Here is a 12142-nt window from a genome sequence, read left to right on the forward strand (position 1 = left end):
CTACTTCCTCTCATGAAGTAAACCAATGTTCGCGCGCTTTCATGATGAGCGTTTTCGCAGTTTCTTCGTCAATTTGTGTCGCCTCAACTAGCTCATCAACAGCTAGTTCAGCAAGGTCGTCACGGGTATGAACTTGATTGTCAGCAAGCTTAGCAATCAACTCAGTTGTCATTCCTTCTAAAGAACGTAAATCTTGAGAAACCTCCCCAATACGCTCTTCTTTTGCTAACTCCATAGTTAACAAGGAATCACGAGCGCGAGTACGCAACTCATTCACAGTATCTTCATCGAATGAATCAATTTCTAACATCTCAGACAATGGCACGTATGCCACTTCTTCCAATGTATTGAAACCTTCTTCAATCAAAATATCAGCCACTTCTTGGTCAACATCCAATTTGTCCATGAACAACTGACGTACAGAAGAAGCTTCTTTTTCTGTTTTCTCAGCAGACTCTTCTGGAGTCATGATGTTGATCTGCCAACCAGTCAAATCGCTTGCCAAACGAACGTTCTGTCCGCTACGGCCAATCGCAATTGCCAAATTCTCTTCATCAACTACTACGTCCATCGCATGACGCTCTTCGTCAACCACGATTGAAGAAACTTGTGCGGGAGCCAATGCACCAATCACAAACTGCGCTGGATCTTCAGACCACAATACGATATCGACTGCTTCTCCAGCAACTTCGTTACGCACTGCAGTAACACGTGTTCCGCGTACACCAACGCAAGTACCAATTGGATCAATGCGTTTGTCGTAAGTCACAACGGCAATCTTGGCACGAATACCAGGATCACGGGCTGCACCCTTAATCTCTAATAAGCCCTGCTCCATCTCTGGAACTTCGTTCTCAAATAACTTGATCAAGAAGTCTGGGCAAGTGCGGGAGAGTTCAATCTGTGGGCCACGTGCTTCACGATCCACTTTCAGGATATAGGCACGAACACGGTCACCGGAACGCAAGTTCTCTTTCGGAATCATTTGATCGCGACGCAATAAAGCTTCAACACGACCTGACTCAATGATCAATCCATTCTTATCAGCGCGCTTCACGGTACCGGTCATGACTTTTTCGCCACGCTCAAGGTAGTCGTTCAAAATTTGCTCACGCTCAGCATCACGAATACGTTGCAAGATCACTTGCTTGGCAGCTTGCGCACCAATACGTCCAAATGCTAAGGATTCAATCTGCTCTTCGATGTAGTCGCCAACTTCCATATCGGCAAGTTGTTCTTGAGCTTCAAATTGCAAAATCTCTTTATCAGGCTCTTGCAAACCAGCTTCATTAGGAACAACCAACCAGCGACGGAAGGTTTCGTATTCGCCTGACTCGCGGTCAATCGATACACGAATATCCACATCTTCGTTGGGATAACGTTTCTTAGTGGCTGAGGCCAACGCCATTTCTAGCGCCTCGAACACAATAACTTGATCAACGTTCTTTTCACGCGCTAGGGCGTCTGCCAACATGAGAACTTCTCGGCTCATGACTTTCTTCCTTTGAAATCAATAACAGGGACCAACCGAGTCTTATCGACCTCGGCTAAAGAAAACTCCAATTGAGAGGGCTGACCATCAGCACCCTCAAACACCAAACCAAATTTCGCATCAGGTGAATTCAATTCACCAGTCAGCAAACCTTGCAACACACCACGAAAATTTTTACGGCCGCCAACGGCAACACGCAATTTCAAATCCACTTCCATTTCAGCAAAACGCTCAAAATCTGCTGCACTCTTCACGGGGCGGTCTAAGCCCGGCGAAGAAATCTCCAAGCGCTCATAAGGAATGTTCTCAACTGGCAAGGTGTAGCTCAATTGATGGCTCACCTTCTCGCAATCGAGGACGGTAATCAAACGCTCATAATCGGGGTTCTCAATCGTGACGCGCAGCAGACCACCGGCTTCACGCTCGATATCCACTAACGTGTAACCTAAGTTTTCCAGCTCTGCAGAAATAACCTGCTGATCCTTCACGACTACCCTTCATACCAAAATGGCAAAAAAAAATGGGCTTCAAAGCCCATATTCTCGAAATTCAGAACAGGCCGACTTACGTTGATCGCAACATCAGTCGGTAATAACTAAAACAAACTAAAAACAGCAGAAACCTGCTGTAAGACCAAAATTATAGCTGATTTTAAGGGAAAACTGTTAGAAATCAGAAGCTTTCGCCTGGATTACGGGGTTTTCTAGGGCCTTTGTTAAAAGGTTTTCGCCCTTTTGGCGCGCCCCGTTTAGGTCCATTCCCAGGAGTTTGAGGGCTTCCAGTTACAAAGGCAGACTGGCCATGATGTACTTTTTTGCCCTTGTTGCGGTTCTGGCCTTGACCATTTCCACCCTGACCACCTTGTCCGGGCTGACCGCCACCCTGACCAGGCCTACCACCTTGGGTGCGACCCCGGAAAGGACCGCGCCCCTCAGCAGAAGTACCGCCACCGCCCGGTTTACCGCCTCTACCCTGATGCGTTAGGCCGTTATGGCCACTAGCAAGGGTTAAGGCATCGCGAGAACCCCAGTAAGAAACCGAGGTTTGCATTGGATCAGGCTGGAAATCTTCTCCCGTAGGACGACGATCGCGATTATTTGGATTAGGGCCACGACCCTTATCTTGCGGCTGCGGCATTTTTAAGCCTGCAGACTTCATCAAGTTATAGATACCGCCGGCCTCAATCTCCTCCCATTTCCCCCGCCTTAAGCGTGGAGGTAATAAGAAAATGCCATAACGAGTTCGGATTAAGCGAGATACTGTATGACCAACCGCTTCAAACATCCGACGCACCTCGCGATTACGACCCTCACTTAATGCAACGTGATACCAACGGTTAGCACCGTCACCACCACCCATTGCTAGGCGTAAGAATTTAGCTTGGCCATCATCAAGCGTAATACCGCTCTTTAGTTGCGCTGTGTTTTCTTGACTCAACTCACCCAAGATACGCACTGCGTATTCACGTTCAACACCATAGCGGGGATGCATTAAGCGATTTGCTAACTCGCCAGAAGTAGTGAATAACAACAAGCCTTCAGTATTGAAGTCTAAGCGACCTACTGCAATCCAACGGCCCTGGCGCGGCTTTGGCAAGCGATCAAATACAGTTGGGCGACCTTCAGGATCGGACTGACTCACGATTTCGCCAGCAGGCTTGTGATACATGATCACACGCGGTGGCTTAGTCTGAATTTTGCGATGCACTGGCTTGCCATTAATACGAACTTGATCAGTTGGTCCAATCCGTTGACCAATATGCGCAGGCAATCCGTTAACCGATACTCGCCCTTGAATAATCAAATCTTCCATATCGCGACGGGATCCCATGCCAACGTCAGCTAATACCTTATGCAACTTAACGGTATCTTCATCATCAGCATCATCATCTAAACCATCGAGGTCAGACCAAACTTCATCACGCAAACTGAGTGGTAAATCATCAACGTTCGCAAACTGCAGGCTACTCATTTCTTCTTCTGTTGGCGCGTCAGGATCTTCATCTTCACGCGAACCTTGTGCGCGTTGCGCACGACGTTCTGCGCCAGTTTGGTGAGAGATATCACTCTCATTCACACCATCAGGATTTTTTACCTCCAAGGCTTCAGGAGCATCCAAAGCTGCATCAAATTCACCAGAAACTACTGAAGCAAATAAGGCTTCGCTTTCTGCTGGATTTGGGGCTAATTTGGCAGCTTGATTGCCTTGACTATTGCCACCCTCACGCGGGCCATTGCTTTCACCGCCTGCGCGACGAGGCCGATCCTTATTGAAAGGGCGCTTCTTATTAAAAGGGTGTTTACTGCCGCCTGCACCTTGACGACGGGGGCGACGCTCTCCACGCTCGCCACCTTCAGTCTTAGGGCCATCAGTATTTGATGGCACAGCATCTGAATTGGGGGGAGTTGCCGATGAATTTACTACCGGGGATGAATCGTTTTCGTTAGAGCTTGTCATTAATTATTATTTTGTTTCGTCTGATGGTTCTTCAGACTCAGGAGTAACTTCTTCTACTACTTCATTGATTGAATCTTCTGCGTTGATGATTACGGTTTCTACAGTGGCATCTGCATCAAATTGAATGATTGCTTGACCTAACTGCTCTGCAGCAGCCATTGGTGCGGCATCCTCCAACATCGGCAGGCTTTGCAAGTTTGTCAAACTCAAGTCATCTAGAAATTGTTTGGTGGTGGCATACAGGCCTGGACGACCGATAGTTTCTTTATGACCAATGACTTCTACCCAACCACGATCTTCCAACTGCTTCATGACGTTGCTACTCACAGCAACACCACGAATCTCTTCAATCTCTCCGCGAGTAACCGGCTGGCGGTAAGCAATAATCGCTAGAGTCTCCATCACTGCACGAGAATACTTAGGCGGCTTCTCAGGAGTGAGACGGTCTAAGTACTCGCGCATTGATAAACGACTCTGGAAACGCCAACCAGTCGCAATATGTACTAACTCCATTCCTTTGTTGTCCCAGGCGCGCTGCAACTCTAGCAATGCCTCCTCGATATCTGCAGTGGTGATGTCCTCAACAAACAAGCGAGACAAATCAGCAACACTGAGTGGTTCCTGTGCGCACAGGAGGGCTGTTTCAATAACGCGCTTGTTGTGATCGTCCATAAAAGTCGGGCTACCAGGAATCTTCCTGATGAGGCTTTAAAAAATGTATTTCAGTAATGGGTTTGTGGTGTTCTCTAGCTACTACGAACAATCCATCTCATTAATTCTAGTTGGGGGATTGGTTCGCGCCGAAACGAAGTCCTTTTCGTTCACCGTGGATCCATTATAAGGTAGGCTCAATACAATAGCCATATGCACAATATTTCATCAAAACCGCAGAATGGACCACTTATGGAGCCAAACTCCCCAGAGCGCCGTCGCCTAATGGGTCTGGGTATAGGTATTGGCGCTCTGATTGGAACAACAGGCCTCTCCTCATGCAGCCTCATTGGAAACAAAAAGCCAGTGCTTGGATTAGTGCTGGGCGCAGGAGCGGCAAGGGGTTTTGCCCATGTGGGCGCCATTAAGGCCCTCGAGGCTCAGGGTATTCGACCCGATATCGTCGTTGGCAGCAGTGCTGGTAGCGTGATTGCCGCCCTTCTGGCTTCAGGCGCTACCGGTAACGAACTCAATCGCCTCGCCTTAAATTTGGATGAGGCCACGATTGCTGACTGGGACTTACCGTTTGTTGGGCGTTTTGGAGGTCTCATCAAAGGGGATGCCTTGCAAAACATGGTCAATCGAGAAGTACAAAACAAAACTATTGAGCAAATGCGCATTCCACTCGGAATTGTTGCCACTGAGTTGCAATCAGGCAAAGGGGTAATGTTTAGAAGTGGCAATACTGGCCAGGCTGTTCGGGCATCGTGCAGCGTACCTGGCGTCTTTCAACCTACTGTAATTGGTGGAAAAGAATATGTTGATGGTGGATTAGTGGCACCAGTACCGGTCAGTTTCGCAAGACAGATGGGTGCAACCATCGTCATCGCGGTCAACATTTCTTCTGAGCCAGTGCATCAAGATGCCAGCGGTACCTTTGGCGTCTTGCAACAAACCATTTCCATTATGCAAAGAAGTATTAACCAATATGAATTGAAGAGCGCTGACATTGTGATTACCCCTCAACTCAAGCAAATGAGCGGCGGTGATTTCAAATCCAGAAATGCAGCCATTCTTGCTGGAGAGGCTGCAGCGCAGGAGCAAATGGTTTTAATTAAGGAAAAGCTAAAGGGCTAGAGAGCCCCTGTCTTACAGGCTGCGCGACTTACGCTTGAGGTTTTTGACTTCATTCAGCAGCTCTTTACGCTCTGCATCACCCAAGTTATCACTGCCATCTAAGCGACGTGCGCCATCAAAACGCTTATCCCAATAGAGACTTCCAAGATCATCAACACGAACAGCTGTTCCCTTGGAGGGAGAGTGAATAAATTTGTTGTCGCCAACATAGATCCCAACATGTGAAAAGGTTAGGCGCATCGTATTGAAAAATACAAGATCACCGGGCTGCAACTCATCACGATTGATCGGTTTACCAACACTGCTCATTTGTGTTGATTTGCGTGGCAGCAAAAACCCGAGCTTGTCTTTGAATACGTAGCCAACAAAACTACTGCCATCCAATCCAGACTGGGGTAACTCAGAATCCCAGCGATAGCGTACGCCAATGACTTCCATGGCGCGATTAATTAACTCTTCTGATTTTCCAGAGACGGTATCAACGAAGCGATCAGAAACACGTGAGATATAAGAGCGCCCTGCCTGAAACATGCTTTCCTTAGGCACCACCACCGCTTCAACAGGGGCGTCATTAGGCGCGTCGACTGCATAAGTCGAGATGGAAACAGTTAAGCCCAGGGCAAGCCGAAGGAACTTAATGAGTAGCGCTTTTTTTAGAGGCATCGAACCAGTTTAACAAAGAATTCTTAAACAACCAAGTCAGACTGTAGTCTTAAGTCCATGTTTATAAACATAATTTATCCTTAAAATAGGGCAAATGCACCAAATTAGCCCATCTAAGGTGGGTTTTGCCGCCCAATTAAGTCAACTCAGCTGCAGCAAAAAGTTCCCGTGTGTAGGTCTGACTTGGGTGCTGAATCAAGGTTTCAGTATCTCCAAACTCCACCACTTTGCCATCCTTGAGCACCATGACCTCATGGGACATTGCCCTTATCACCGCCAAATCATGACTAATCATGAGGTAGGCCAAGTTGTACTTCTTCTGTAATTCAGCAAGCAAGGCCAAAACCTGTTTTTGTATTGAGACATCTAAAGCAGAGGTGGGTTCATCTAGCACCAAAATTTGTGGACGCAAGATGAGCGCTCTCGCAATTGCAATACGCTGTCTTTGTCCGCCAGAGAATTCATGTGGGTAGCGAGTGAGTGCTGAGCGATCAATGCCAACCTCTTTCAAAATATCTACCACACGATTTTCTCGTTCAGTTGCCGAGAGTTTGGGAAAGTGAATATCCAATCCCTCGGCCACAATTTGCATCACATTCATACGGGGAGATAACGACCCAAATGGATCCTGAAAAATGACTTGCAAGCTTGCGCGCATTGCACGGCGCTCTACTGGTTTTAGCTGTTGCCAATTACTCCCTAAAACATCAACCTCTCCAGAGACCAGCGCTGCAGAATCACCTAGCAAACCCAACACTGCCATACCAAGCGTGGTCTTGCCAGAACCTGATTCGCCAATCACACCGATCGTTTGCCCCTGCTTTAAAGAGAAGTTCACCTTTTTTAATACTTGATGGGGTGGCGCTTTTTTAAACCATGAGCCGGTTTCAGAGCTTGGATACGCTACCGATAAATCTTCTGTCTTGAGAAGCACTGGGGCTAGCGGCATGAGAGGAGCTAAGTTACGAACAGGCTTGCTATTAACGAGTGCCTTTGTATAAGGGTCGCTTGGTTGAGTAAAAACCTGTTTAGTTGACCCTGACTCCATTAAGTTGCCTTGGTTTAAAACTGCTACACGCTGGGCAAAGTATTTTACTAAATTCAGATCATGCGTGATCAATAAAATACCCATACCCCCTTGATCTTTAGATTCCTCTTGGAGCTCCTTGAGTAAATCCAAAATCTGCAAACGCAAACTGACATCTAGCGCGGTAGTTGGCTCATCGGCAATTAAAAGGCGGGGCTTACATGCCAATGCCATCGCAATCATGGCGCGCTGTCTTTGGCCGCCTGAGAGTTGATGGGGATAGGAATGAAAACGACGCTCTGGCTCAGGGATGCCAGTCTTTCTGAGTAAATCAATCGCCGCATCGATACACTCAGATTTAGAAATCAAGGGTTGATAAATTTGCACTGCTTCAATAATTTGATTGCCGACAGTAAACAATGGATTTAACGCAGTCATTGGCTCCTGAAACACCATTGCAATTTCTCGGCCCCGGATTTCACGGATATCTTGTATCGGCATTGCAAGTAAATCCACTGTGCCCTGCCCATCCCTTCGATTCCACAATATCTTCCCAGATACTTTGGCCCCTTCTGGCTCTAAACGTAATGGTGCAAGTGCAGTTAAGGTTTTGCCAGAGCCAGACTCGCCAACGAGAGCAACGCGCTCGCCAATACCAATCTCTAAATCGAGATGATTCACGGCAAACTTTTCACGGCGCCCCGATCCAAATGAAATGCAAAGATCTTCGTAACGCAGCAAACTCATGAACGGCCTCCGCTCATCGCGCCTGATTTACGAGAATCAAAAGCATCCCGTAATGCCTCACCCATAAAAGTGAGCAATAGCAAAGTCGCCACTAAAACTACGAATGTTGATAGTGAAATCCACCAAGCATCCAAGTTACCCTTACCCTGAGAGAGTAGCTCACCAAGACTTGGCGTACCAGGCGGCACACCCAAACCCAAGAAATCTAGACTTGTCAGCGACAAAATAGCCGCACTCATACGAAATGGTAGAAAAGTAATCACTGGGGTCAAGCTATTTGGCAAAATATGCCGCCACATGATTTGCACATTAGTTAAACCTAGCGCTCGTGCCGCTCGCACATACTCTAAGGCACGATTACGAAAAAACTCTGCACGCACGTAGTCAGATAAGCCCATCCATCCAAATGCAGCGAGCAGAATAATCAATAAGGAAACGCTAGGATTAAAGATCGAGGCAAAAATAATCAGCAGGTAAAGCTCTGGCATTGCTGACCAAATTTCAATCAACCGTTGTGAAACTAAATCAAATTTACCGCCAAAGAATCCCATCAGAGATCCAGTAATGATGCCCACACTCACACCCACAATTGTGAGCGCCAGACCAAATAAGATTGATAAGCGGAAACCATAAATCAGACGTGCCAGTACGTCACGCCCGCGATCATCCGTACCCAACCAGTTTTCCCACGAAGGCGGCGCTGGATTGGGAACTTTTGAGAAGTAATTCAGAGTCTCGTAGCTGTAGTGCACTGGCGGATAGATTGCCCAATTGCCATTACTGGTAATGTTTTGACGAATATCGGGATCCAAGAAATCAGTTGGGGTCGAGAAGTCGCCACCAAATACAGTTTCCGCCTGGTTCTTGGCAATCGGAAAATAAAAATGCCCCTCATAACGCACCACCAAGGGCTTGTCATTGGCAATGAGCTCTGCACACATTGATAAGCCAAATAGGATTGTGAAGATCCACAAGCTCGCATAGCCGATTCGACTCTGTTTAAAGCGCTGCCAACGACTCATGACCCGCCCCCTGCGCCAAACTGAATGCGAGGATCAATATAAACGTAACAAAGATCTGAAATGAGCTTAGTAAACAAGCCAATCAGCGTAAATAAATACAAAGTACCAAATACCACTGGGTAATCTCTGCGCATCACAGACTCATAGGAGAGTAAGCCAAGTCCATCCAATGAAAAAAGCGTCTCAATCAGGAGTGAGCCAGTAAAGAATGCGCCAATGAATGCTGCAGGAAAACCTGTCACAAGGGGTAATAGCGCATTACGGAATACATGCTTCCAAAGAACTTGTTTTTCAGTGAGTCCTTTTGCTCTAGCGGTCAAAACATATTGCTTGCGAATTTCTTCCAAAAAAGAGTTTTTAGTGAGCATGGTGACAACAGCAAAACTACCGAGCACAGAGGCTGTAATTGGCAGAACCAAATGCCACAAATAGTCCATTATTTTGCCAATTAAACTGAGATCGCTCCAATTATCAGAAGTAAGACCTCGCAAAGGGAATATCTGCAGGAAGCTGCCTCCACCAAAAACCACCAGCAATAAGATACCTAAGACAAATCCGGGAATGGCGTAACCAACCAAAATGATGCTGCTGCTAACAGCATCAAAGCGAGAGCCATCACGTACTGCCTTCGCTATGCCCAAAGGAATAGAAACTAAATAGGTGATGAAGAAAGTCCACAAGCCAATACTGATAGACACCGGCAATTTAGAGACCACTAAACCCCAAACGCTTTCATGTTGGTAATAGCTTTGGCCTAAATCGAATCTTGCAAAACGTCCGAGCATCATGAAGTAACGTTCTAACGGTGGCTTATCAAATCCATAGAGCGCCTTGACCTCCTCTAGGCGTTGCCCATCAACGCCTTGGCGCCCACGATAGGTTGCTCCAGCACCAGATGACTCAGATCCTCCAGTTGCACCAGCACCCTTCCCCTTTAATTCGAGCACCATTTGCTCCACTGGACCGCCTGGGACAAATTGCACTACTGCAAAGGTCAGAGTCAAGACGCCCAATAGGGTTGGGATCATCAAGAGTAGCCGCTTAAAAATATAGGCGCGCATTTGACCTTGCATTATTTAGACTCTTCTTTCCACCAATTTTGCATAATCCAGGGCTCTGCTGAATAGTACAGAGGAGGCTCGGGGTAATGCATCTCTTTGCGATATGCCACGCGATGAGTTGGGTTGTACCACTGTGGAATAACGTAATAGCTATTCCAAAGAACACGGTCTAAGGCTCTTGTTGCAGCCCGTAACTCGTCACGATTTTGTGCCTTCGTAATCTCCTCAACCAAGGCATCTACCACTGGTGATTGCACTCCAATGACATTATCAGAGCCTTTTTCCTTGGCCGCTTGACTACCAAAACGATCCCACAGCTCGTTGCCAGGATTTTGCGAATCTGGAAAGCGAATAGTTGTCATATCAAAGTCGTACTCATCCATACGCTTTTGATGAAGCGCGAAATCACTTGTCCGAATATCAACCTGAACACCCAACTTCTCCAAATTACGGATGTAAGCGGAAATGACTCTTAAAAAGAATCCTCCGTCTTCAACAATCTCAAAACGAAATGGTTCACCCTTTTCATTACGCAGAGCGCCATCACGATACTGCCAGCCAGCATGCATCAAGAGCTCGCGGGCTTTCTTTAAGTTCTGGCGCAAAGTCGCTGGTGGCTTAGTAGATGGCGCTGGAGGCATTGGACCGAATACAGCATCAGGCACCCATTGTGGGTACCTTGCCTTTAATGGTCTCAACAGCTTCAACTCGGCTTCAGTAGGTTTGCGTGGACCGTCAAAATTTGCACTCAAATCGCTATTCTGAAAATAGCTGTTAATACGACTATATTGATCATAAAAAATTTGACGGTTGAGCCATTCAAAATCTAGGGCATAACCCAAAGCTTCGCGTACTCGCACATCTTTAAAAATAGGGCGGCGCAAATTCATTGCAAAGCCTTGCATCCCAGCCCCATTGTGATTTAGGAATGCCTTCTTTAGCAAAGTGCCCTTGTCAAACTTCGAGCCAACATAACCCTTAGCCCAGATTTTGGCGCGATACTCGACGATGGCATCGAACTCCCCTGCCTTAAAAGCCTCAAGGCGGACAGCGTCATCACTGTAAAGTTTGTAAAGCACGCGATCAAAGTTATAAAAACCCACACGCACATTGAGGGGGTTACTTAATTGATCAGCCCAGTACTCAGGGTTGCGCTTGTAGACAATCGATTTGCCTGCCTTAAAAGATTCAATTAAGTAGGGGCCGCTGCCAATAGGAGTCTCAAACGCAAGCTTATCAAACGCAATCATCGTGCCGTCAGGACGCTTACCCCAGTTTCGAGAGAAGATGGGGAGCGTTCCTGCCAAGATCGGTAGTTCAGCATTGTTATTCTTGAAATCAAACCGCACTAATCGATCTGAAAGTACGACCGCTTCACTAATATCAGCAAAAGTAGTTTTGTAACGCGGGTGGGCTTTACCGCTCATCAAGACATCAAAACTGTGTTTCACGTCTGCAGCCAATACAGGTGTGCCATCAGAAAATTTTGCCTCTGGACGAATCCGAAATGTCACGGACTTACGATCCTTGGCTACCTCAATATCCTCAGCAAGCAGACCATAGATGCTAGAGACTTCATCTGCACTCCCCTCAGCTAAAGATTCAAACATCAAATCGATACCTGGGGCAGTGACTCCACGCAAAGTATATGGATTGAACTTATCAAAACTGGTTCTTTGCCCCGGGTTGGGTAAAGTCAGGGTGCCGCCCCTGGGCGCATTGGGATTAACGTAATCAAAATGGGCAAATCCATCGGCATATTTTGGTTTGCCGTACTGGGAAATCCCTTGAGCCGCACCTGCCGTATTGGCCCCAAGCCCCACTAGCATGGTCAGCAGCAAGAATCGGGCGATTTGGTGAATGGGCTTTAAGGTAGGCATATATG

The 12142-nt window shown here is 47.1% G+C and carries 10 protein-coding genes; 1 reads left to right on the forward strand and 9 read right to left on the reverse strand.

What is annotated here, in order from left to right:
* Positions 1 to 10: 10 nt before the first annotated feature.
* From nusA to scpB, 4 genes are all read right to left on the reverse strand, one after another.
* A complete protein-coding gene (gene nusA / locus C2740_RS05980; protein ID WP_215292293.1) occupies positions 11 to 1492 on the reverse strand; it encodes a transcription termination factor NusA in 1482 nt (493 codons plus the stop codon).
* On the reverse strand, positions 1489 to 1980 hold the full coding sequence (gene rimP / locus C2740_RS05985; protein WP_215292295.1) for a ribosome maturation factor RimP: 492 nt from the start codon (positions 1978 to 1980) through the stop codon (positions 1489 to 1491). Before rimP ends, nusA begins: the two co-directional genes overlap by 4 nt.
* Positions 1981 to 2164: 184 nt before the next feature.
* Complete coding sequence (locus tag C2740_RS05990) at positions 2165 to 3949, reverse strand: pseudouridine synthase (protein WP_215292297.1); 1785 nt, start codon at positions 3947 to 3949, stop codon at positions 2165 to 2167.
* 6 nt (positions 3950 to 3955) lie between these two features.
* The gene (gene scpB, locus C2740_RS05995) at positions 3956 to 4621 is read right to left on the reverse strand and encodes an SMC-Scp complex subunit ScpB (protein ID WP_215292299.1); all 666 of its coding nucleotides are present in this window, start codon (positions 4619 to 4621) and stop codon (positions 3956 to 3958) included.
* A 231-nt stretch (positions 4622 to 4852) separates the two neighbouring features.
* Here scpB and C2740_RS06000 point away from each other — a divergent pair, with 231 nt between their 5' ends.
* Positions 4853 to 5737: a patatin-like phospholipase family protein gene (locus C2740_RS06000; RefSeq protein ID WP_371818565.1), complete on the forward strand. Its 885-nt coding sequence runs from the start codon at positions 4853 to 4855 to the stop codon at positions 5735 to 5737.
* Between the two features lie 12 nt (positions 5738 to 5749).
* On the opposite strand, the gene C2740_RS06005 is transcribed toward C2740_RS06000, so the two are convergent.
* The 5 genes from C2740_RS06005 to C2740_RS06025 form a co-directional block, all read right to left on the reverse strand.
* Positions 5750 to 6400 (reverse strand): C40 family peptidase, encoded by a 651-nt coding sequence (locus C2740_RS06005; protein ID WP_215292301.1) that lies wholly within the window; start codon positions 6398 to 6400, stop codon positions 5750 to 5752.
* A gap of 136 nt (positions 6401 to 6536) precedes the next feature.
* The gene (locus tag C2740_RS06010) at positions 6537 to 8174 is read right to left on the reverse strand and encodes an ABC transporter ATP-binding protein (RefSeq protein ID WP_215292303.1); all 1638 of its coding nucleotides are present in this window, start codon (positions 8172 to 8174) and stop codon (positions 6537 to 6539) included.
* Entirely contained in the window at positions 8171 to 9196 is a 1026-nt protein-coding gene (locus C2740_RS06015; protein ID WP_215292305.1) for an ABC transporter permease, read from the reverse strand. Before C2740_RS06015 ends, C2740_RS06010 begins: the two co-directional genes overlap by 4 nt.
* On the reverse strand, positions 9193 to 10257 hold the full coding sequence (locus C2740_RS06020) for a microcin C ABC transporter permease YejB (RefSeq protein WP_215294335.1): 1065 nt from the start codon (positions 10255 to 10257) through the stop codon (positions 9193 to 9195). The genes C2740_RS06015 and C2740_RS06020 overlap by 4 nt, the downstream gene beginning before the upstream one ends.
* Positions 10258 to 10268: 11 nt before the next feature.
* Positions 10269 to 12137, reverse strand: a complete 1869-nt coding sequence (locus C2740_RS06025) for an extracellular solute-binding protein (protein WP_215292307.1) — start codon at positions 12135 to 12137, stop codon at positions 10269 to 10271.
* Positions 12138 to 12142 lie beyond the last annotated feature (5 nt).

The sequence above is a fragment of the Polynucleobacter sp. MG-5-Ahmo-C2 genome (assembly GCF_018687735.1).
Lineage (GTDB): Bacteria > Pseudomonadota > Gammaproteobacteria > Burkholderiales > Burkholderiaceae > Polynucleobacter.

Bases quoted from the DNA above. Each gene is read 5' to 3' on its own strand.
- nusA (WP_215292293.1), bottom strand. From the start codon at position 1,492: ATGAGCCGAGAAGTTCTCATGTTGGCAGACGCCCTAGCGCGTGAAAAG.
- C2740_RS05990 (WP_215292297.1), bottom strand. From the start codon at position 3,949: ATGACAAGCTCTAACGAAAACGATTCATCCCCGGTAGTAAATTCATCG.
- scpB (WP_215292299.1), bottom strand. From the start codon at position 4,621: ATGGACGATCACAACAAGCGCGTTATTGAAACAGCCCTCCTGTGCGCA.
- C2740_RS06000 (WP_371818565.1), top strand. From the start codon at position 4,853: ATGGAGCCAAACTCCCCAGAGCGCCGTCGCCTAATGGGTCTGGGTATA.
- C2740_RS06005 (WP_215292301.1), bottom strand. From the start codon at position 6,400: ATGCCTCTAAAAAAAGCGCTACTCATTAAGTTCCTTCGGCTTGCCCTG.
- C2740_RS06010 (WP_215292303.1), bottom strand. From the start codon at position 8,174: ATGAGTTTGCTGCGTTACGAAGATCTTTGCATTTCATTTGGATCGGGG.
- C2740_RS06015 (WP_215292305.1), bottom strand. From the start codon at position 9,196: ATGAGTCGTTGGCAGCGCTTTAAACAGAGTCGAATCGGCTATGCGAGC.
- C2740_RS06020 (WP_215294335.1), bottom strand. From the start codon at position 10,257: ATGCGCGCCTATATTTTTAAGCGGCTACTCTTGATGATCCCAACCCTA.
- C2740_RS06025 (WP_215292307.1), bottom strand. From the start codon at position 12,137: ATGCCTACCTTAAAGCCCATTCACCAAATCGCCCGATTCTTGCTGCTG.